The sequence below is a fragment of the Duganella sp. HH101 genome, assembly GCF_001758795.1.
Classification (GTDB): Bacteria; Pseudomonadota; Gammaproteobacteria; order Burkholderiales; family Burkholderiaceae_D; genus Rugamonas; species Rugamonas rivuli.
Genome location: NZ_LRON01000003.1, coordinates 472,765 through 493,296, shown reverse-complemented (window position 1 = coordinate 493,296; position 20,532 = coordinate 472,765). Strand labels below are relative to the sequence as shown.

17 protein-coding genes and 1 tRNA gene are annotated in these 20,532 nt (G+C 61.2%); 6 read left to right on the top strand and 12 right to left on the bottom strand.

Annotation, left to right across the window (positions count from 1 at the left end; translation table 11 throughout):
- Positions 1–16: 16 nt before the first annotated feature.
- Both DUGA2_RS07390 and DUGA2_RS07385 read right to left on the bottom strand, forming a co-directional pair.
- Positions 17–406, bottom strand: a complete 390-nt coding sequence (locus DUGA2_RS07390; protein ID WP_070268284.1) for a type II toxin-antitoxin system death-on-curing family toxin — start codon at positions 404–406, stop codon at positions 17–19.
- On the bottom strand, positions 403–630 hold the full coding sequence (locus DUGA2_RS07385; protein WP_070268401.1) for a transcriptional regulator: 228 nt from the start codon (positions 628–630) through the stop codon (positions 403–405). The genes DUGA2_RS07390 and DUGA2_RS07385 overlap by 4 nt, the downstream gene beginning before the upstream one ends.
- A gap of 578 nt (positions 631–1,208) precedes the next feature.
- On the opposite strand from DUGA2_RS07385, the gene DUGA2_RS07380 reads away from it, so the two are divergent.
- Positions 1,209–2,189 (top strand): porin, encoded by a 981-nt coding sequence (locus tag DUGA2_RS07380; protein WP_229214619.1) that lies wholly within the window; start codon positions 1,209–1,211, stop codon positions 2,187–2,189.
- A gap of 93 nt (positions 2,190–2,282) precedes the next feature.
- Positions 2,283–3,371, top strand: coding sequence for a type II asparaginase (locus DUGA2_RS07375; protein WP_070268281.1), 1,089 nt, complete (start codon positions 2,283–2,285; stop codon positions 3,369–3,371).
- A gap of 123 nt (positions 3,372–3,494) precedes the next feature.
- Here DUGA2_RS07375 and DUGA2_RS32545 read toward each other — a convergent pair whose 3' ends face one another.
- Positions 3,495–4,127 carry a carbonic anhydrase gene (locus DUGA2_RS32545; RefSeq protein WP_071658881.1) on the bottom strand — a complete coding sequence of 211 codons (633 nt, stop codon included), beginning with the start codon at positions 4,125–4,127 and terminating at the stop codon, positions 3,495–3,497.
- A gap of 461 nt (positions 4,128–4,588) precedes the next feature.
- Here DUGA2_RS32545 and DUGA2_RS07370 point away from each other — a divergent pair, with 461 nt between their 5' ends.
- A complete protein-coding gene (locus DUGA2_RS07370; RefSeq protein ID WP_083296240.1) occupies positions 4,589–7,453 on the top strand; it encodes an EAL domain-containing protein in 2,865 nt (954 codons plus the stop codon).
- 88 nt (positions 7,454–7,541) lie between these two features.
- Here the strand turns inward: DUGA2_RS07370 and DUGA2_RS07365 are convergent.
- A tRNA-Arg gene (locus DUGA2_RS07365) sits at positions 7,542–7,617 on the bottom strand.
- Positions 7,618–7,821: 204 nt separating this feature from the next.
- Here DUGA2_RS07365 and DUGA2_RS07360 point away from each other — a divergent pair.
- Positions 7,822–8,373: a cytochrome c5 family protein gene (locus DUGA2_RS07360; protein WP_070268279.1), complete on the top strand. Its 552-nt coding sequence runs from the start codon at positions 7,822–7,824 to the stop codon at positions 8,371–8,373.
- A 53-nt stretch (positions 8,374–8,426) separates the two neighbouring features.
- Here the strand turns inward: DUGA2_RS07360 and DUGA2_RS07355 are convergent, their stop codons facing one another.
- Genes DUGA2_RS07355 through DUGA2_RS07335 form a run of 5 tightly spaced genes read right to left on the bottom strand, consistent with a single transcriptional unit; the run spans position 8,427 to position 14,160 of the window.
- Entirely contained in the window at positions 8,427–9,755 is a 1,329-nt protein-coding gene (locus DUGA2_RS07355) for a sigma-54 dependent transcriptional regulator (protein ID WP_070268277.1), read from the bottom strand.
- A 1-nt stretch (position 9,756) separates the two neighbouring features.
- A complete protein-coding gene (locus DUGA2_RS07350; RefSeq protein ID WP_070268276.1) occupies positions 9,757–11,529 on the bottom strand; it encodes an ATP-binding protein in 1,773 nt (590 codons plus the stop codon).
- Between the two features lie 22 nt (positions 11,530–11,551).
- Entirely contained in the window at positions 11,552–12,343 is a 792-nt protein-coding gene (locus DUGA2_RS07345) for an ABC transporter ATP-binding protein (RefSeq protein ID WP_070268274.1), read from the bottom strand.
- 1 nt (position 12,344) lies between these two features.
- Positions 12,345–13,166: an ABC transporter permease gene (locus DUGA2_RS07340; RefSeq protein ID WP_070268273.1), complete on the bottom strand. Its 822-nt coding sequence runs from the start codon at positions 13,164–13,166 to the stop codon at positions 12,345–12,347.
- Positions 13,167–13,191: 25 nt separating this feature from the next.
- Entirely contained in the window at positions 13,192–14,160 is a 969-nt protein-coding gene (locus DUGA2_RS07335) for an ABC transporter substrate-binding protein (protein ID WP_070268272.1), read from the bottom strand.
- 336 nt (positions 14,161–14,496) lie between these two features.
- Here DUGA2_RS07335 and DUGA2_RS07330 point away from each other — a divergent pair, with 336 nt between their 5' ends.
- Positions 14,497–14,970, top strand: a complete 474-nt coding sequence (locus DUGA2_RS07330) for a helix-turn-helix domain-containing protein (RefSeq protein WP_071658880.1) — start codon at positions 14,497–14,499, stop codon at positions 14,968–14,970.
- Complete coding sequence (locus DUGA2_RS07325) at positions 14,970–15,548, top strand: putative toxin-antitoxin system toxin component, PIN family (protein WP_070268269.1); 579 nt, start codon at positions 14,970–14,972, stop codon at positions 15,546–15,548. The genes DUGA2_RS07330 and DUGA2_RS07325 overlap by 1 nt, the downstream gene beginning before the upstream one ends.
- Before the next feature lie 3 nt (positions 15,549–15,551).
- Here DUGA2_RS07325 and DUGA2_RS07320 read toward each other — a convergent pair whose 3' ends face one another.
- The 3 genes from DUGA2_RS07320 to DUGA2_RS07310 all read right to left on the bottom strand — a co-directional run bounded on the left by DUGA2_RS07320 (position 15,552) and on the right by DUGA2_RS07310 (position 20,374).
- A complete protein-coding gene (locus DUGA2_RS07320) occupies positions 15,552–16,109 on the bottom strand; it encodes a hypothetical protein (protein ID WP_070268267.1) in 558 nt (185 codons plus the stop codon).
- A gap of 94 nt (positions 16,110–16,203) precedes the next feature.
- Positions 16,204–18,270 carry a M13 family metallopeptidase gene (locus DUGA2_RS07315; RefSeq protein ID WP_070268266.1) on the bottom strand — a complete coding sequence of 689 codons (2,067 nt, stop codon included), beginning with the start codon at positions 18,268–18,270 and terminating at the stop codon, positions 16,204–16,206.
- A gap of 88 nt (positions 18,271–18,358) precedes the next feature.
- Positions 18,359–20,374, bottom strand: coding sequence for a M13 family metallopeptidase (locus DUGA2_RS07310; RefSeq protein ID WP_070268264.1), 2,016 nt, complete (start codon positions 20,372–20,374; stop codon positions 18,359–18,361).
- Positions 20,375–20,532: the final 158 nt, after the last annotated feature.

The window sequence follows — 20,532 nt, the reverse complement described above, 5'->3', positions numbered from 1 at the left end:
TTCGAGGGCGCGGGGATTATGCTGTGATAAGGCGCTGCCGTATCCAATCAGCCGCCTGCAGCTCCGTCATGTTGCCAGCGGCTATGGCCAGCATGAAATTGATGGCTTCGAACTCGCTGAACGCAAGCGTTTTACCGTTGATCGCCAGGAATAGACGGCCGATCACCCAGGCGGTACGCTTATTGCCGTCGCTGAATCCCTGGCTGGTGGCGATGCCGTAGATGTAGGCTGCCGCAAGATCGGCTACATCCGGCGGCGGATTGCCATAGGCATCGAGGTTCAGCGCCCGATTGAGCGCCGACTCCACGCTATTGAGGTCGCGTACACCAGCCAAGCCGCCGTGCACTGCTAGCTGTTTGTCGTGGACCGCAAAAACGGTATCTCGCACCACCCATTGCCAACTCATTTAGCGAGCACCCGCAGGATCTCGCGGTCATCGTGCATGATAGCCTCGGCCAAGAGCATCTGGCGCTCAAACTCAGGGTTATACGGCGTGATGCGCATCGCGCCGTCCGGGGCCTCGGTCAAATATAGGGTATCGCCTTTCTGCACGTTCAGGATGCGCCTGGCCTCCTTGTTCAAGATCAGCCCCTCAGATGCGCCTACTGTAGTTACCTTGACTGTCACCATGACGCCCCCTTTATATATAAGTTTTATTATATAAATGGCCCGAGATGTGTCAAGCAGCTTTACCACGGGGTTCGATCGCAGCGGCGGTAACGAAATTGATACTCAGCACGCGGTCCGAATATGACAATTCATACTCTGCTACCGGCACCTAGCCCTTCCAATCTCAAAAAAAACCATGTAATCAATGGTTTGACTGAATATTCCGGCTTGCCACTCCCATGGCACGGATAGTGCTATCTCTGTTGTGAAAAGCATATTCGATGGTGGTCATCCGCTTCGAATCGTTTTTTACTACACATAAAACGGAGACAACGAAAAATGAACAAACTAATTCCCGCCCTAACGCGCAGGCCAGCTTCCTGACGTAAGCGCCGGCGCCGCCTGTCTGGCGGGGCCGCTTGCGCGCCACTCCATCGCTAATTCACGGCTGACCGAGCCCGGACCTTGCTCCCGCAGGTCCGGCGGGTATCGCTGCGCCCTCGATTTTCCGGGTGCGGCGTTCCAGTGCCCGGTCGCGTGCTACCTATCACACAAACTTATTGGATCGTTTTATGAAAGCATCATTAGTAGCTAGTCTCTTGCTCGCCTCCACAGCGGGCGCCGCCTCGGCGCAATCCGGCGTCACCGTCTACGGCATACTGGACGCGGGCATCGCCCGCGAAACAGGGGGCGCCGATGGCGCAGTCACCAAACTGGCCACCGGCGTGCAGTCCGGCAGCCGGCTGGGCTTCAAGGGGCAGGAGGACCTGGGCAATGGCATGAACGCCCACTTCGTGCTGGAGAACGGGCTCGATCTCGACACCGGCAAGGCGCGCCAGAACGGCGCCTTGTTCGGCCGCCACGCCTATGTCGGCCTGACTACCAGCGCCGGTACCATCAACCTGGGCCGCCAATGCAACCCGATCTTCATCGCACTGGACGGCATCGACCCCTTTGAAACCGGCTTTACCGGCTCCGCCACCAATCTGATGAGCATCGGCACGGCACGTACCAATAACACCATCAGCTATGCAACGCCCAAGCTGAACGGACTGTCGGCCACCGCGATGTATGGTTTTGGCGAACAGGCCGGCGATAGCACCTTGGGCCGTACCATCGCTTTTTCCGTCGACTACGCCGCCGGCCCGTTGGTGGGAACCTTGGCATATGACAGCCTTAAGGTCACTTCTTTCAATACGTTGAAAGAGGTCCTGCTGGGCGCCAGCTACAACTTCGGCCCCGCGACCGTGCACGCCGCATTTGAAACCGAAAAGGACGACGTCGGCGGCGATTTCCGCGACTTCCTGCTGGGCGCCTCAGTGCCGCTCGGACAGGGCAAGCTGCTGGCCTCGTATGTGAAAAAGCAGGATCGTTCCGCGACCCAGCGGGGCGGAAGACAGTTTGCGGTCGGCTATACCTACGCTCTGTCCAAACGCACCAACCTCTACAGTTCATTCGGCACCATCCACAACGAGCCGGCCGCCACCAATGTGGTGGGCGATGCCTCCAGCGGCGGCAGCACGCCGTCTGCTGGAAATGGATCGCGAGCCCTGGCGCTCGGGATCCGGCACAAGTTCTGACATCCCGGCGCATACAACCCATAAAGCACCACCGGGGTCTGGCCCCTTTCGGGATCGGACCCTACCCCTTACCTTATCTTTCTTGGAGACTCTATGTCCGTTCCTATTTCCTCCCGTGTGTTGTCCGCACTGTGCGCCTTGACACTGCTGGCCTGTGCCGCTCCAGCGGTCCGCGCCGCTGACGCCGCGCCATCGGCCCATGTGACCATCCTGGCCACCGGCGGCACCATCGCCGGCAGCGGCGCCACCAGCACCACCACGGTCGGCTACACCGCCGCCACGGTCGGCGTGGACCGCCTGATCGCGGCCGTGCCGGAACTGGCCAAGGTGGCCCAGGTCAAAGGCGAGCAAGTGTTCCAGATCGCCAGCGAAAACATGAGCAACGAGCACTGGCTGACGCTGGCCAAGCGCGTCAACACGCTGCTGGCCCAGTCCGACGTGGACGGCGTCGTCATTACCCACGGCACCGACACGCTGGAAGAGACCGCCTACTTCCTGGACCTGGTGGTCAAGAGCCGCAAGCCGGTCGTGCTGGTGGGCGCGATGCGCCCGGGCACCGCGCTGTCGGCCGACGGCCCGATCAACCTGTACAACGCCGTGCTGCTGGCGGCCAGCCAGGAAGCCGTCGGCAAGGGCGTGCTGGTGGCGATGAACGACCAGATCCACGGCGCCCGCGACGTCACCAAGACCAACACCTCGACCCCGGACAGCTTCAAGACCCCGGAGCTGGGCATGCTGGGCTACTTCCAGGGCAACAAGCCCTACTTCTACCACGCGTCGACCCGCAAGCACACCATCGACACCGAGTTCGACATCAGCAAGCTCGACGCGCTGCCGCAGGTCGACATCGTCTACGGCTACGCCAACGTCAATCCGGTGGCGCTCAACGCGCTGGTGGGCGCCGGCGCCAAGGGCATCATCCACGCCGGCGTCGGCGACGGCAGCCTGGCGTCCAAGGTCTTGCCTTCGCTGACGGCGGCCCGCAAGCAAGGCGTGCTGATCGTGCGCTCGGCCCGCGTCGGCCAGGGCATCGTGGCGCGCAACGGCGAAGCCAATGACGACGAACTGGACTTCGTGGTTTCCGATACGCTGAACCCGCAAAAAGCGCGCATCCTGCTGATGCTGGCCCTGACCAAGACCAGCGACAGCAAGGACATCCAGCGCATGTTCTACACCTACTGACCCAAGGACGCATGCTGCACCGCTTAGGGGTAGGACCACGTACGGGGTCCGCCCCCGGCGGGGCCACGGACGCCTGGAAGCGTATCTTTGCCCAACGGCGAAGTTATTACAGAGTTTGCATGCTCAAACGCGAGAAGATGAGTGCTCGGCAAGTGGAACAAAACGCCCAGTCGACTCGTCGAGTGCATCCAGGGAACCCGACTCAATGTCGTAGACCCATCCATGAAGGTTTAGTCGTTTTTGCGCAATCCCCAAGGCCACAGATGGATGCGTACGGATATTGTTCAACTGCGCGATAACATTAGCTCGAACCATGCCATCGATGCGCTCCTGTTCAGTTGTGTGATGAAGCGATTCATTAATCATTCGCGCCGCATCGCTGTGCCGCAACCAATTTTTGACCGCAGGCATGTGGTCAAGGCAAGCACAGGTAGCAACGGCCTTCATCGCCCCACAATCGGAGTGGCCACAAATCACGATATCTGTAACTTTTAGGGCGGCAACCGCATATTCAACTGTCGCGCTCACCCCCCCGGGTTCCGGGCCAAACGATGGCACGATATTCCCGGCATTTCGGATTACGAAGAGCTCGCCTGGTTCGCGCTGCGTCACCAACTCCGGCACCATCCTGCTATCAGAGCAAGAAATGAATAAGGCCTTGGGAGTTTGCCCTGAGGCCAGCGTTTTGAACAACTCACGGCGTGTAGGAAAAATCTCTTTTTGGAAACGTAAGAAACCGGCAATGATATCGCGCATAGACAAAAACAGAGGAAGACGGGTAGCTGGATATTATCGCCGATTTCAGCAAGGACCGATTGAACTCCTGCTTATATCACTTATGTCAGCTGCCTACGGTGACTGGCGTGTATCTCGCAACTGGAACTCAACAACCGGGTACCGGCGGCCTCTCGTGGCTATCCATATTACGAGAAGCCGTCCAATGTAGAAGTCGGCAGTGCGCTCAACATTCGTGAGGAGACAAGCGCTCGGTAATATCCAGTCCGATTTCAGACCCCGATCGATATCGTTTTGAATGGCGTTAGCGGACAGCGGCAGGAGCTCAAAAATAATTTGCGCCGGTAAAAATGTGCAAGAATGAAAGATGCATTGGCGTTATCAATAATTTGACCGTCCATGACCAGCTTGGAAACTGTATCACTACACCATTTCCAATCTGCCCACCCGCTGAACCGCGTAGTCAGAACCAGGAGAGCGCAATGGAAAAGCTGATGCGGAGGGTGCGCTTTTCCGTGTCGCTGTCAGCCCTGCTGACGCTGCTCATCGGCCTGGCGTTGACGGCAGCCCTGTTCTTCACCGTCCGTCAATTCGAAGTGAACAGGCAAAACGCCCAGTTCCAACAAAACGCCAAGCTGCGCATTAATGCAGTGATCGGCGGCTTGCACGACGCGGTGGCCCAGATCGCGGTGCTCAATCAGTTGTTTTCCACCTTCGGCATCATCAGCCGGGAGCAGTTCCATCGCTTCACCGTGCCGTTGAGGGACCGCTCACCGCAAATACAGGCGCTGGCTTTTCAACGGCTGCTACAGTCCGGTGAACGTGCCGCCTATGAGGCAGCCATGCGGCGGCGCTTTCCGGGCTTTACGCTGACCGAAGTGGTGGACGGGAAGGTGCGCCACGCCGGCGTGCGCGACACCTACCTGGTCATCGATTACCTGGAGCCGCTGTTCGGAAATGAAAGCATGCTGGGACTGGATACGGCTCCCATGCCGGATTGGACCGAGGCCCGCCGCCTGTCGCGAGAGAGCGGCGGCATAGCCGCCAGCGGCATGCAGCCGCTGCTGTTCGCCAGCGGCCGCCAGGATGGCTTCCGCGTGCTGTCTCCGGTTTTCTGGCAGGGCGCTCCTATCGACACCGCCGCCGCGCGCCAACGCGCGGTCATCGGTGAAATCGCCGTCGAGTTCCGCGCCGACAGCCTGCTCGAACCGGTGCTGCAGGCGCAGGGCTTCCCGCCGCAGCAGGGTATGAGCATGTTGTTATATGCGACGCGGCCCGGCGCCGCACCGCGTCTGATCGCGCGTTACGGTGACGCCCGGGCCACTACGGCCGGCGTGGCCCCAGGGCGGTCAATGCTGCCGGCATGGCTGTTCTATAACCATCCGGAGCCAGTGAAACTGAACTTTGCGCTGGCCAACCAGACCTTGCTGGTCGAGGCCAGTCAAGCGGAAATATTCTTCGCCGACGGCCACAACGCTTCGCTGTACGCGCTGCTGGGCGGCTTGCTGTCGACCGCGCTGGCGTCCGCCTATGTGTATTCACTGGTGTCGCGCATCGCCACCATCGAGCGGGTCACGCGTGAACGCACGGCCACGCTGGAAATTGCTAATTTGCGCCTGGCCGAGGATATAGCTCAGCGCACCCAGACCGAACGAGGGCTGCGGCTGCGAGAGCGCGTGATCGAGGTGTCGGCCAACGCCATCATCCTTTGCAGCGCCCAGGCGCCGGAGTACCCGATTGAATACGTCAATCCGGCGTTCGAACGCATCACCGGATTCAGTGCGCAGGAGGCTCTCGGACGCAGCCTGGATTTCCTGCACGGCAGCCAGCAATATCAGGGCAATATCGATCAGATCCACACCGCCTTGCGTGAGCAGAAGGAAGGCCATGCGCTGGTGCGCCATCACCACAAGGATGGCAGAGGCTACTGGAGCGATCTGTTCGTGGCGCCGGTTCAGGACCAGAGCGGCACCGTAACTCATTTTGTCGTGGCCCAGTATGACATTTCGGCCGCGATAGGCTACGAGGCCGAGATTGAGTACCAAGCCACCCATGACAGCCTGACCGGCCTCGCCAACCGCAATCTGCTGCGGGAGCGCTTAAACGACGCGATCGCAGGCGCGCGGCGCAGGAGTAGCTCATTCTGGGTCGCCTTCCTCGACCTGGACCAGTTCAAGTTCGTCAATGATACGCTGGGCCACGAGGCGGGCGACAGTCTGCTGAAAATCGTTGCGGAGCGCCTACTGGCCTGCGTACGCGGAACGGACACCGTGGCGCGGCTCGGTGGAGATGAATTCGTGCTGGTACTGCCGGAGAATCCCGAGGACGGCACAGGTGTTGCAGTGCTGACGCGCATCATGGACGCGGTGGCGCTGCCGATCGTGGTGCAGGACCACGAGTTCTTCCTCACCTGCAGCGTGGGCGTCGCGACCTACCCAACCGACGGCGACAACGCCGAGAGCCTGACCCGTTGCGCCGACATCGCGATGTACCGGAGCAAGGAGCTGGGGCGCAATGCCTTCCAGTTCTACACCGCGCAGATGAACGAGCGCACACTGGACCGCCTGAAAATCGAAGCCGACCTGCGGCGCGCTCTGGAGCGCGATGAGTTCGTGCTGCACTACCAGCCGCAACTCAGCCTGAAGACCGGCCAGATCATCGGGATGGAGGCCTTGGTGCGCTGGAACCATCCGACCCAGGGCATGATCGCACCCACGCGCTTTATCGGCCTGGCCGAAGATATGGGGCTGATTATTCCAATCGGCGCGTGGGTGTTGCGCACCGCCTGCCTGCAGACCATGGCGTGGCAACGTGCCGGCTGGCCGGCGCTTCGAGTGGCGGTCAACCTGTCGCCGCGCCAGTTCACGCAGCAAACGCTGGTGCAATCGATCGCCGACTTGCTGCGAGAAACTGGCATGGCCCCACAGCTGCTGGAACTGGAATTGACGGAAGGTACCGTCATGAACGATGTGGACAGCGCGATCGAGATTCTGCGCGGTTTGAAGGCGCTCGGCGTCCATATCTCGATAGACGACTTCGGCACTGGTTATTCCAGCCTGTCTTATTTGCGGCGTTTTCCCATCGATGTGTTGAAAATAGATCAGTCCTTCGTGCGCGAACTGACCATCGACGCAGACGACGCGGCCATCGTTCGAGCGGTAGTCACGCTGGCGCATAGTTTAAGGCTGCAGGTGATCGCCGAAGGGGTCGAGAACGAAGCACAATTAGATTTTCTGAGGGCAGAGGGATGCGATCTAATGCAAGGCTATTACTACAGCCCGCCAGTCGATGCCAAACAATTCGAGCATCTCCTGAGGCAAGACCGGCGCCTCCCCATTAAACTATGACGAACTCGTACAGCGCCCGTGCAGTGGCCGGCCGATTTGTTGACGGGCCTGCGCGGCGCGCCGAAGCTATTGATTTATATGGGAATTTTGGTGCGGCTGGCGGGGATCGAACCCACGACCCTTGGCTTCGGAGGCCAATACTCTATCCACTGAGCTACAGCCGCGCTGGGGGAATTTCTGAAGTGTGCCGTAGGATACCGTTTTTATCGAGGCCCGTCCATGGAAAGTGTCGTTTTGAGCATCTTTGCGTTTCCATGCAGGCATTTTTGAGTCTATAATCGCCCGTTTGGTGAAGGTTTTGCAAGGCAGCTGGTTGATCCATTTCTTCTCACGCCACCCGGCTTCGAAATTAGTCTGTTAAGGAAATCATGAGCGACGCACATAACGAACACGAATCCGCCATCAGAACGCCCAAGCAGCTTGTTGCTGCCGTTATCGGCTTCTTTGGAGTCACAGTAATCGGTATCATCCTGTTGGTGCAGTTCGTGACCGCAGACAAATTAACCGGCGCCGGCTCCAACAGCCAGGCCGCTGAAGAAATCGCCACCCGTATCGCTCCCGTCGCCGACGCCGGCTTTACCCTGAAAGACTCGAACGCGCCGAAAGTGCTGCAAACCGGCGAAGCCATCTACACCTCGACCTGCGCAGCCTGCCACGGCGCCGGTGTCGCCGGTGCGCCGAAGTTCGCCGACAGCGGCGCCTGGAGCGCCCGTATCGCCCAGGGCTACGATACCGTCGTCAAGCACGCCATCGAAGGCCTGCGCGCCATGCCGGCCAAAGGCGGCAACCCGGACCTGGACGACGTCGAAGTCGCCCGCGCCGTGGTCTACATGGCCAACCAGTCCGGCGCCAAGTTCAAGGAGCCTGAAGTTCCGGCCCCGAAAGCAGCAGCACCAGAGGCTTCGGCGCCAGCCAAATAAGCACCGCCTCTCCAGAAGAACCGGCCCCAGCGGCCGGTTTTTTTACGCCCCGCCTATTTGCGGCCGGCGGCGATCTGGTATTTCTTCAGCTTGTCGTAGAGGGTTTTACGCGGCACCATCAGGTTGTCCGCCGCCAGCGCGACGTTGCCGTCGACGGCGGACAGCGCCTGCACGATCAGCTCGCGCTCGTGATGGTCGACCTGCTGCGGCAGCGACAGCGCCCCGCCCTCAGCCGCCGGCGCCGGCACGGCAACCGCCGCGGTGGCGGCGATGCCCAGCACCAGCCGCTCGGCGAAGTTGCGCAGTTCGCGCACATTGCCCGGCCAGTCCGCCGCCTGCCATTGCGCCATCTGCTGCGCGCTCCACGCCGGCAGCGGGCGCTGGTAGCGGGCCGCCGCCTCGGCGGCGAAGTGGGCCAGCAGCAGCGGGATGTCGTCGCGGCGGTCGCGCAGGCGCGGCAGGGCTATGCTGACCACGCTGAGGCGGTAGTACAAGTCTTCGCGGAACTGGCCCTGCGCGCTCAACTGTAATAGATCAAGTTTGGTCGCGGCGACCACCGTGCAATCGAGCGCGACCGTCTCATTGGCGCCCAATCTTTCCACGCGCCGCTCCTGCAGCACGCGCAGCAATTTGACCTGCAAGGCCATCGGCATGCTTTCGATCTCGTCGAGGAAGACGGTGCCACCCTGTGCGTACTCCAGCTTGCCGATGCGGCGCTTCTGCGCGCCGGTGAAGGCGCCCGCTTCGTGGCCGAAAATCTCGCTTTCGAACACGGACTCCGGCAGCGCGCCGCAGTTGATGGCGACGAAGTTGCCCTTGCGGCCGCTGGCCGCGTGCAACAGGCGCGCGGCCACTTCCTTGCCGGTGCCGGTCTGGCCGTTGATCAGCACGTCCACACCGGCCGGCGCGATGTTGCGTATCAGGACTTTCAACTGCTCGATGGCGGCCGAGCGGCCGACCAGGTCCGGCACGTCGGGATGCTGGGCGCGGGCAGTGCGCAGCTGGCGGTTTTCCAGCACCAGCCGGCGGCGTTCCTGCGCGCGCTTCACCGCATCCAGCAGGCGCTCGGCGGCGAAAGGTTTTTCGATGAAGTCGTAGGCGCTGCTGCGCATCGCGGCCACCGCCATCTCGACATCGCCATGGCCGGTGACTACGATCACCGGCAACTCCGCATCCATCGCGGCGGCCTGCGCCAGCAGCTCCAGGCCGGAGCGGCCCGGCAGCCGCACGTCGGTGACGATCACGCCGGGATAGTCGGCGCGCAGCAGCGCCTGCGCTTCCTCGGCGCTGGCGCAGGCCTGTACGCTGAAGCCGCCCAGTTCCAGCGTCTGGCTGGTGGCCAGGCGCAGCGCGGCTTCGTCTTCGATCAAAATAGCCTGCACTTTATGCTCCCTCGGTTTGCAGCGGTAGACGCAGCTCGAAGCGCGCTCCGCCGCCGGCTTGATTGTGTGCCGTCAATTGGCCGTTCATGGCCTGTACGATGGACGACGAGATCGCCAGCCCGAGTCCCAATCCCTTGCCGGACGGCTTGGTGGTGAAGAACGGTTCGAACAGATGCGCCACCACCTGCTCCGGTATGCCTTCGCCGCTGTCGCCGATGCTGACCAGCGCGCAAGCGCCATCGCGCTCCAGGCGGATGGCGACTTCGCGCCGCTCGGCCGTTTCCACCGCGTCGAGCGCGTTGCGCAGCAGGTTGATCAGCACCTGCTCGATGCGCACGCTGTCCCCGGTCACTCGGATACCGTCGGACGCGGCGATCTCCAGCGCGACGGCGTGGCGGCGGAATTCGCTTTCCAGCAAAAACGCCGAGGCCCGCACCGACGCCGCCAGGTCGACCGTGGCCACCGTTTCATCCTTGCGCGCAAAGCCCTTCAGCTGGCCGATGATGGCGCCCATGCGCGCGCTGGCCTCGCTGATATGGCCGAGATTGCCCGCGACCTGCTCGCCCTGCCCGCGCTCCAGGAACACGCGGGCGTTGTCGGCGAAGGCGCGGATCGCGGCCAGCGGCTGGTTCAGTTCATGGGTGATGCCTGCCGCCATCTGCCCCAGCATCGCCAGCTTGCCCGCCTGGACCAGCTCGTTCTGCGTGGAGCGCAGCAGGTGTTCGGTTTCCTGCAGCTTGGCGTACTTGCTCTCCAGATGCTGGTTGGTGGTGCGCAGCTGCCGCGTGCGCTCGACGATCTTGTCGTCCAGCTCGGCGGCGGCCTGGCGCAGCGCGGCGGCCGACGCCATGCGTTCCTCCAGTCGGCGGCGGCGCTGATGCATCGCCCAGCTCGACACGGCCGCGCAGGCCAGCAGCAGCGTGGCGGCGGCGGCCCATTGCGCACCGGCGCGCAACACGCGCGACTGGCCGGGGAACAGCATCAGCTGCCAGCCCAGCTGGCCCACCGATTGCGTGACGAACAGGTCGGCATGGCCGCGCAGCGGCGTGATCTTCTGCCCCGTGTATTGCTGGGTGTGCGCCAGCTGGCGTTCGGTGGCGGCGTCCAGCGCGTGCAGGCTGCGGTAGATCCAGTCCGGGCGGTTGCTGAGGAAAACCACGCCGCTGCTGTCGGCCAGCGCGATGGTGTCGTCGCTGCTGCGCCAGGTGCGTTCGAAATCGGCCAGGCTGATTTTCACCGCGACCACGCCGGTGACGGGGCCGCCCGCCGTGCCGTTGCGGTACACCGGCTGGGCGATGAAGTAGCCGGCCTCGCTGGTGCTGGTGCCGATGCCGTAGAAGCGCCCCGCCCTGCCGTGCAGCGCGGCGTCGAAGTAAGGGCGGTAGGAAAAGTTCTTGCCGACGAAGCCCAGCGGCTGGTCCCAGTTGCTGGCGCCTATGGTCAGGCCGTCGCGGTCCATCACGTAGATGGCGCCCACCTTGGCTTGCTGCTGGATGGTTTGCAGCGTGCTGTTGAGGCGGGTGATCGCCGACGCATCGGACGGATGCGCCAGCGCTTCGATCAGGTCGGGCTGGAAGCCCAGCACGAAAGGCAGGGTTTCATATTTTTGCAGCAGCGATTGCAGGTCCGGCGCCATCAGTTGCAGTTGGCGCTGGCCCTGCTGCCGTAGTTCTTCGCGCGCGCGCCAGGTGCCGGCCAGGTAGGAGCCGGCGATCGCGCCCAACGCGCATGCGAACGTGAAGGCGAACAGCAGCAGGTTTTTTTGGGCGCGCATACGCAGATTCTACTGCACCTGCTCAGTCCACCGCCGCCATGCGCATCTCGTCGTTGTGGTGGCGCTGCTGCTCTTCCATCACCAGCTGACCCAGCTCGCGCTTGAGGGCGTTGAACTCGGCGGCGGACGGGTCGCGCAGGCGCGGCAAGTCCACCATCAGGTCGCGCTTGACGGTGCCGGGGCGGTAGGTCATGACGACGATGCGGTCGGCCAGGTAGATCGCTTCCTCGATGCTGTGGGTGACGAAGATGATGGTCTTCTTCAGCTCGGCCCAGATGCGCAGCAATTCGTCCTGCAGGTTGCGGCGGGTCAGCGCATCGAGCGCGCCGAATGGCTCGTCCATCAGCATGATCGGCGAGTCCAGCGCCAGCACGCGGGCGATGGCAACCCGCTGGCGCATGCCGCCGGACAGGTCTTTCGGGAAGCGGTGCTTGAAGTCGCTCAGCGACAGCATGCCCAGCAGCTGGTCGACCTTGGCCGCGATCTCGGCCTGCGGCATGCCCTTGATTTCCAGGCCGAAGGCGATGTTCTTTTCCACCGTCATCCAGGGGAACAGTGCGTACTCCTGGAACACCATGCCGCGTTCCGGGCCGGGGCCGGTGACGAGCTTGCGGTCGGCCGTGATGGCGCCGGACGATGGCAGCGAGAAACCGGCGATGGCGTTCAGCAGCGTGGACTTGCCGCAGCCCGAAGGCCCGAGCAGGCAGACGAACTGGCCTTGCGGGATGTCGAGGTTGATGTCCTTGAGGGCGATCACTTCACGGCTGTCGGTCTTGAAGACCTTGTTGACGGCTTTGACTTCGATATGGGTCATCTTAATTCTCCAGGCCGCGGTGCCAGCGCAGCAAATGATTGTTCAGTTTGTTCATGCCGACGTCGATGATCAGGCCCAGCAAGCCGATGCTGATCATGCCGGCGATGATTTTGTCGGACCAGAAGTATTCGCGTGCTTCCAGGATGCGGAAGCCGAGGCCGTTGTTCACGGCGATCATCTCCGAGACGATGACCACGATGAAGGCGGTGCCGATGCCGATCCGCACGCCGGACAGGATGTAGGGCACGGCGGCCGGCAACATCACGCGGACAAACATGGTGCGCTGGCTGACGCCGAGATTGCGGGCGGCGCGGATATAGATGCCGTCCACCTGGCGCACGCCGGCGATGGTGTTGACCAGCACCGGGAAGAACGCGCCCAGCGCGATCAGGAACACGGCCGGCGCATTGCCCAGGCCGAACCATAAAATCGCCAGCGGAATGTAGGCGATCGGCGGAATCGGCCGCAGCACCTGCATCAGCGGATTGAACCACGCATACATGCGCTGGCTCGATCCCATCAGCAGGCCCAGCGGCAAGGCCAGGCCGGCGCCGATGGCGAAGCCGACCACCACGCGGTACATGCTGCTGAAGGTGTCGCCCAGCAGCTCGCCGGACAGCGCCCAGCCCAGCCACGATTGCGCGGCCGGATCGTAGGCGGTCAGCGGCAGCAGGTATTCGATCCACTTGTGCACCACCGCGAACGGCGACGGCAGCACTTGCGGATTGATCCAGCCCAGCATGGCGCTGGCTTGCCAGAAGGCGATGATAACAATGGGCACAACCGCGCCCGAGGCGGCTTGCCGCCAGTCTTGCTTGCTCATGGTGGGTCTCCGTTATTGGACGCAGTTATTGAATGCTCAGGCTTTTCTTGGCCGCTTCCAGCAGGTCGGTCTTGACCCAGTCCTTGGCGACGGGCGCGGCGCGCATCTTGCCGGTGCCGTGCTTGGCCATCACGTCGGTGGTGATCTGGATGTGCTCGGGGCTGATGTCGTAGCTGTACGGCGAGTTGCTGATGGCATCGTCGAAATCGTCCTTGGTGATCTGGTTCTTGAAGATCACTTCGCGCACATATTTCTCGGCCACCGGCTTGTTGTCGATGAACAGCTTGGTGGCCTGCACGAAGCAGTTCATGAACTTGGCGGCGGTGGCGCGGTGTTCCTTGTAGAACTTCTCGCTCATCACCATGGTGCGCACCGGGGCGCCGATCGGCGTGTCGTAGGGCTTCATCACCTCAACGCCGTAGCCTTTGTTGATGGCTTGCGAGGATTGCGGTTCGCTCTGCATGATGGCGTCGAGGTTCTTGCCCATCAGCGCCTGGTTGAGGTCGGCGAACGCCAGGAACACCAGTTGCACATCCTTGCCCGGCTGGTCGGAGGCGGTCAGGCCGGCCTGGGCCAGTTCGGCGATCAGCAGCACCTCGTGGATGCCGCCACGCGTGACGCCGACGCGCTTGCCCTTCAAATCCTTGATCGCCTTGATGTTGCTGTCGGGACGGGCGACCAGGCGCGCGCCGCCCTTGGCGAAGCCGGCCACCACGTAGATCGGCGCACCGTTGGCGCGGCCGGAGATGGCGGCCTCGGAAGCGGTGGCGCCGACGTCGAGCTCGCCGGCCAGGATGGCTTGCATCACGTCCGGGCCCTTGGCGAACACGTGTTCCTCCACCTTGATGCCGCACTTGGGCGCGATTTCCTTGATGTACGAGACGGCGCCGTAGTGGGCGAACTTGAGGTTGCCGAGGCGGACCACTTCCTGCGCTTGCGCGCCGGACGCGGCGGCCAGCGCGAGGGCCAGCGATAACAGACGGAACTTGGACATGCGTGTCTCCTTTGCGGTTGTAGTTACCGGGAGGCATTGCAGCTTCCGTGCCAAGCGGGGGCTGCGGTTCAAGTCCTTGATTTGTAAGGACGGGAAGATAAAACTGTTCGCATCTTTTGCGAGAATCCGCAATCTCAACCAGGAGTCGTGCGAAGTTTCGCCCAATCGTGTTGAAAAAATCTCATCGCACAATCCTTGAGAATTATTTTGTAGGATTTAGATTTATCTAAATTCCCGTTGCGGATATTTCGCTTATTTCGTAAGATTCACTTAGCTGTCTTTAACACTTTAGCTTCGGAGTGCTTTAAAAATGAGCACTAAATCCAGGAGAATATGATGTCAAACGTTCTAGATCGTGAAATGATCCTAGACAATAAAGAAGATGTTGAGCTGGCAAAAGCGGCTCAACGTTGCATAGTGAGTGCACTTGATCATTCTCACGCAGTTAATATTGCAATAATGGAAGATGGAGTTGAAAGAGTCGATGATCTTCCACTGTTAAAGTTGCCGCCTAAAGTACTTCGACTCTTTGCAGATATGTTGGGCTCCCTGGCACAAGGCAAAGCTGTGGCTATCATGCCTAAGGAGCTAGACGTGACTACGCAGGAAGCTGCCATGTTCCTGAATGTCTCACGGCCCTATCTTGTTCGTTTACTGGAAGAGGGAAAGATTCCCTTTCACAAGGTAGGAACACATCGCAGAATTCGATTCGAAGACGTTGTTCAATACAAAGAACAAAGACAAAAAATCTCTCAGGATGCACTCCAGCGGCTGGCGGATCAAGCTCAGGAGCTCAATATGGGCTACTAATGGCTGGTTACTATCGATATACGGCTATTCTGGATGCTTGCGTGCTGTACCCGGCGCCGCTGCGCGATCTGCTTATCAGCCTCGCGGTCGAGGGCGTATTTCGCGCACGATGGACCAATACGATTCAGGCTGAATGGATGCGGAATCTATCCGCGAACCGTCCAGATCTGCGCCGGGATGCGCTTGATCGAACTATCGCAACAATGAACGAAGTTGTTGATGATTGCCTTATCGAAAATTTTGAGTACTTGATTGAGAAGCTAATCCTACCCGACCCAAATGACAGACATGTCTTGGCCGCAGCGATCATAGGGCACGCGGACGCAATCGTAACTTTTAATCTTAAAGATTTTCCAGAAACAGATACTCGTCTACATGGCATCGAAATTTTGCATCCCGATGATTTCGTGGTCGCTCAATACGAACTTGATCCAATTCGCGTTCTAAAGACAATCAAGGCTGTTCGTGAACGGCTCAAATCCCCGCCCAAAACTGCACAAGAAATTATCGAGACCTACGAGTCTCAAGGGCTTCCTCAAACGTGCCAGATTCTACGAACAGCTATCGAGCTCATTTGACACCTAGCTGCACAAGCCGAAGGCCTTGCGGTCGGCGAAGTAGCGGTAGGTGAAGGTGCGCATCGGGTACTTGGTCAGCGCGATCTCGAAGGCGGGGGGGACGACGTCGAAACGCTCGGGTAGTTTTTCCTTCACGCGCAGGCGCACGCGCCAGATCGTATCGTCGCTGGTGGCGCCGGCAACCAGCATGTCCGGCACCTTGGGGATCACATCGACGATTTCCGGGCGCGAGTTGGTGGCGCGCTGGTAGAAGCTGACCAGTTCGGCCTTGGCCAGCACCGCTCCCTTGGGCGCGGTAACGTGGTAGTCGCGGGAGAGGAACATGGCACGCTCGCCGCGCGGCACCAGATAGACGAAGGTGAACTCGGCGCCGCCATCCGGCAGCGTCACCGGCGGCGTGGTCGACACGCTGATCCCGCGCGGCAGTTCGTAACGCGAGCCTTCCTGCCAGGCCGAGCACTCGGGCGTCCTGGCCATGTAGACGTCGACAGGCTTGAACGAATCGCCGCAAGCGGCCAGCAGCAGGGGCAAAACGATGAGTGCGGAATAACGCAAGCGCATGAGGGTACCGGTTTCTTATAAATCGAAGTCCGTAGTTTACTCTGAAATGAAAAAGGGCCGCATCGCTGCGGCCCTTCGTTGCGCTACGTGGTGATTACCACATGATCACGCGGTCTTTTGGTTCCAGGTACATCTTGTCGCCCGGCTTCACGTTGAAGGCGTCGTAGAAGCCTGGCTGGTTGCGCATCGGGCCGTTCGCGCGGAACTGGCCTGGCGAATGCGGATCGGTCTTGATCTGCACGATCTGCTGCGCTTCGCGCATCTTCAAGCGCCAAACCTGCGCAAAGCCCATGTAGAAGCGCTGGTCGCCGGTCAGGCCGTCGATCACAGGTGCTTCCTTGCCTCCCAGCGACAGCTTGTAAGCCTTGTACGCAATCGCGATGCCGCTGTTGTCGGCAATGTTCTCGCCCAGGGTCAGCTCGCCATTGACATGGTAGCCAGGCAGCGGGCTGAACTGGTTGTACTGCTCCACCAGCATCTTGGTCTTGGCCGCGAAGTTCTTGTGGTCCGCAGCGGTCCACCAGTCGCGCAGGTTGCCGTCGCCGTCGTACTGCGCGCCCTGGTCGTCGAAGCCGTGGCTGATTTCGTGGCCGATCACGCCGCCGATGGCGCCGTAGTTGACCGCGTCGTCCGCGTCAGCATTGAAGAACGGTGCTTGCAGGATCGAGGCCGGGAACACGATCTCGTTCATTTCCGGGTTGTAGTAGGCGTTGACGGTTTGCGGCGTCATGCCCCACTCTTCGCGGTCGATCGGCTTGCCCAGCTTGGCCAGTTCCTTGTTGTACTCGAACTCGCGCGAACGGATCACGTTGCCAACCAGGTCGTCCTTGGAAACGACCAGCTTGGAGTAGTCGCGCCAGTGGTTCGGGTACGCGATCTTGGTGGTGAACTTGGCCAGCTTCTCTTGCGCCTGTTTCTTGGTGACTGGGCTCATCCAGTCCAGCTGGTCGATGCTGGTCTTGTAGGCAGCCAGCAGATTGTTCACCAGCGCCTGCATGCGCGCCTTGCGCTCGGCCGGGAAGTTTTGCTCGACGTAGATCTTGCCGACTGCTTCGCCCAGCGCGCCTTCGGTGACGGAAACGCCGCGCTTCCAGCGTGGACGCTGTTCGGTAACGCCGCTCAGCACGGTGCCGTAGAAGGCGAAGTTTTCATCGACGTAGGCTTTGCTCAGGTAAGGCGCGCCCGAACGCAGCAGATGCCAGCGGAAGTAGGATTTCAGCGTGTCCAGATCGGTCTTGGCCAGCAGCGCGGTCATGCCCTTCAGGTAGCTAGGCTGGCCGACGATCACGTACTTGACCTTGCCGGCGATGCCGGCGTCGGCCAGGTAGGCGTTCCAGTCATAACCCGGCGCGACCTTGCCCAGCTTGGCGATGTCGACCTTGTTGTAGGCCTTGACCGGGTCGCGCAGTTCGACCTTGGTCCACTGGATTTTCGCCAGTTCTTTTTCAAACGCCACGATGGCGCGCGCATTGGCGTCGGCCTTGGCGTCGCCCGACAGCGTCAGGATCTTGGCGATGTGCAGCTCATACTTGGCCAGCGCGTCGGCCATTTTCTTGTCGTCGGCTTTCAGGTAGTAGTCGCGGTCAGGCAGACCGAGGCCATCCTGGCCGAAATCGACCACATACTTGGTCGAATCCTTGTTGTCCTGGTGGATGCCGTAGCCGTAAGGCGCGGTGACACCGATCTTGTTCAGGTGCGAGATCAGCGCCGGCAGCTGCTTCTTGTTCGACACGGCGGCGATCTTGGCCAGTTCCGCGTTCAGCGGGGTCAGGCCCAGCTGTTCCAGCTTGGCTTCGTCCATGAAGCTGCTGTAGAAATCGCCGATGCGCTGGGCTTCAGGGCCGCCTGCCTTGTTGGCGGCGGCGCCTTCGATGATGGCGCGCAGTTGCGGCTGGATGTCGTCGCGCAGCTTGGCAAACGAGCCCCAGCTCGCTTTGTCAGCCGGGATTTCGGTCGTGGCCAGCCATTTGCCGTTCATGTGGATGAACAGGTCGTCCTGCGCGCGTACCGCTGGATCGATGTATTCCACCGCAATGCCGGAAACCAGCTTGCCATTTGCTACTTGGGCGCTGGCCGGAGCTGCACTTGTGGTGCTGTCGGCGGCGCCCGCCAGGCCTGCGATCAGGCTCAGGGTCAATGCACTTACGAGATGACGTTTCACGAAAATATCCTCTTGATTGTATAAAGGCCAATCCACGATGTTTGGCCCTGTTGCGCTTTATATCACAGGGCCGCTACCGCATAAAGTGTTACCACATGTTGACGCGGTCTTTTGGCGCCAGATACATCTTGTCGCCCGGTTTTACGCCAAAAGCGTTGTAAAAACCCGGCTGATTGCGCACCGTGCCGTTGGCGCGGAACTGGTCCGGCGAGTGCGGGTCGGATTTGAGGTAAACGATTTGCTGGGCGTCGCGGATCTTGCTGCGCCACACCTGGCCGAAGCCCATGTAGAAGCGCTGCTCGCCGGTCAGGCCGTCGATCACCGGCGACGGCTGGCCGTTCAGCGAAATCCGGTAAGCCTTGAGCGCGATCGCCGCGCCCGAGTTGTCGGCGATGTTCTCGCCCAGGGTCAGCTCGCCGTTGACGTGGTAGCCCTTGACCGGGCTGAAGGCGTTGTACTGCTTGACCAGCATCTTGCTCTTGGCGGCGAAGTTCTTGTGATCGGCCTTGGTCCACCAGTCGCGCAGATTGCCGTCGCCGTCGTACTGGGCGCCCTGGTCGTCGAAGCCGTGGCTGATCTCGTGGCCGATCACCGCGCCGATGGCGCCGTAGTTGACGGCATCGTCGGCGTCGGCGTTGAAGAACGGCGGCTGCAGCATGGCGGCCGGGAACACGATCTCGTTCAACTCCGGGTTGTAGTAGGCGTTGATGGTTTGCGGCGTCATGCCCCATTCGTCGCGGTCGATAGGCTTGCCGAGCTTGTTCACTTCCTTGTCGTAGTCGAACGCGCGCGAGCGCTGGATATTGCCCACCAAGTCATCCTTGGCCACCACCAGCGGCGAATAGTCGCGCCATTTGTTCGGATAGCCGATCTTGACCATGAACTTGGCCAGCTTGGCCTGCGCCTGTTCCTTGGTGGCAGGGCCCATCCAGTCCAGCGTGTCGATGCTCTGCTTGAAGGCGGCCAGCAGGTTCTGCACCAGCGCCTCCATGCGCTGCTTGCGCTCGGCCGGGAAATGCTGCGCCACGTACAGCTTGCCCAGGCTCTCGCCCAGCGCGCCGTCGGTGGCGTTGACCGCGCGCTTCCAGCGCGGCTGCTGCTCCTTGATGTCGCTGAGCACGGTGCCGTAGAAGGCGAAGTTCTCCAGCGCGAAATCCTTGGACAGATAGGCCGCGTTGGCGTGGATCACCTGCCAGCGGAACCAGGCTTGCCAGGTCGCCAGCGGCGTCTTGTTCAGCACCTGGTTGAAGCCGGTGATGAAGCTCGGCTGGCTGACGATGACGTAGTCGACCTTGCCGGCGATGCCGGTGTCCTTGAGCCAGGTGGCCCAGTCATAGCCGGGCGCCAGCTTGGACAGCTTGTCCAGCGGCACCTTGTTGTAAGCCTTGACCGGGTCGCGCAGTTCAACCTTGGTCCACTGGATTTTCGCCAGCTCGGTTTCCAGCGCCACGATGGCCTTGGCGTCGGCCGCCGCGTTGGCGTTGCCGGCCAGGGTCAGCATCCGGGTCACATGCTGCTGGTACTTGGCCAGCGTGTCGGCCATCTTCTTGTCCGACTTCTTCAGGTAGTAGTCGCGGTCTGGCAGGCTCAGGCCGTCCTGGACGATGTCGGCCACGTACTTGGTGGAATCCTTGTTGTCCTGGTGGATGGCGAAGCCGTAGGGTGCGGTCACGCCGTAGCGGTTGAAGTGGGCGATCAGGGCCGGGATGTCTTTCTTGTCCTTGAGCGCGGCCACGCGGTCCAGCTCGGCGCGCAGCGGGCTCAGGCCCAGCTGCTCCAGCCTGGCCTCGTCCATGTAGCTGGCGAAGAAATCGCCGATGCGCTGGGCGTCCGAGCCGGGCGTCTTGTTCGGATCGGCGGCGGCGGCCTCGATGATGGCGCGCAGTTGCGGCTTGGTGTCGTCCTCCAGCTTTTCAAACGAGCCCCAGCTCGACTTGTCGGCCGGGATCTCGGTCTTGGCCAGCCACTTGCCGTTCAGGTTGAGGAAGAAGTCGTCCTGCGGGCGGACGGCGGCGTTGATCTCGGCCAGGTCGACGCCCGAGATTTTTTGTTGTGCCTGGACGCCGGCCGACGCCAGCAGCGCCAACATCAGCGCGCTTAACATATGTACTTTCAAGTCTATCTCCAATGATGGGGTCAAGTCTGACATTCGGACACGAGCCCGACCGTATGTCACTACTACGGAAGAGGTCGTGTCCAAATGTCAGACTTGACCCCGTTGTTACTTTGAAACAATAGCAAAAAGGCCACGCGAGGTGGCCT

What these genes read in the sequence shown, in the direction of transcription:
- DUGA2_RS07390 (WP_070268284.1), bottom strand. Translation starts at nt 406, where the DNA reads ATGAGTTGGCAATGGGTGGTGCGAGATACCGTTTTTGCGGTCCACGAC.
- DUGA2_RS07385 (WP_070268401.1), bottom strand. Translation starts at nt 630, where the DNA reads ATGGTGACAGTCAAGGTAACTACAGTAGGCGCATCTGAGGGGCTGATC.
- DUGA2_RS07375 (WP_070268281.1), top strand. Translation starts at nt 2,283, where the DNA reads ATGTCCGTTCCTATTTCCTCCCGTGTGTTGTCCGCACTGTGCGCCTTG.
- DUGA2_RS32545 (WP_071658881.1), bottom strand. Translation starts at nt 4,127, where the DNA reads ATGCGCGATATCATTGCCGGTTTCTTACGTTTCCAAAAAGAGATTTTT.
- DUGA2_RS07370 (WP_083296240.1), top strand. Translation starts at nt 4,589, where the DNA reads ATGGAAAAGCTGATGCGGAGGGTGCGCTTTTCCGTGTCGCTGTCAGCC.
- DUGA2_RS07360 (WP_070268279.1), top strand. Translation starts at nt 7,822, where the DNA reads ATGAGCGACGCACATAACGAACACGAATCCGCCATCAGAACGCCCAAG.
- DUGA2_RS07350 (WP_070268276.1), bottom strand. Translation starts at nt 11,529, where the DNA reads ATGCGCGCCCAAAAAAACCTGCTGCTGTTCGCCTTCACGTTCGCATGC.
- DUGA2_RS07345 (WP_070268274.1), bottom strand. Translation starts at nt 12,343, where the DNA reads ATGACCCATATCGAAGTCAAAGCCGTCAACAAGGTCTTCAAGACCGAC.
- DUGA2_RS07340 (WP_070268273.1), bottom strand. Translation starts at nt 13,166, where the DNA reads ATGAGCAAGCAAGACTGGCGGCAAGCCGCCTCGGGCGCGGTTGTGCCC.
- DUGA2_RS07335 (WP_070268272.1), bottom strand. Translation starts at nt 14,160, where the DNA reads ATGTCCAAGTTCCGTCTGTTATCGCTGGCCCTCGCGCTGGCCGCCGCG.
- DUGA2_RS07330 (WP_071658880.1), top strand. Translation starts at nt 14,497, where the DNA reads ATGTCAAACGTTCTAGATCGTGAAATGATCCTAGACAATAAAGAAGAT.
- DUGA2_RS07325 (WP_070268269.1), top strand. Translation starts at nt 14,970, where the DNA reads ATGGCTGGTTACTATCGATATACGGCTATTCTGGATGCTTGCGTGCTG.
- DUGA2_RS07320 (WP_070268267.1), bottom strand. Translation starts at nt 16,109, where the DNA reads ATGCGCTTGCGTTATTCCGCACTCATCGTTTTGCCCCTGCTGCTGGCC.
- DUGA2_RS07310 (WP_070268264.1), bottom strand. Translation starts at nt 20,374, where the DNA reads ATGTTAAGCGCGCTGATGTTGGCGCTGCTGGCGTCGGCCGGCGTCCAG.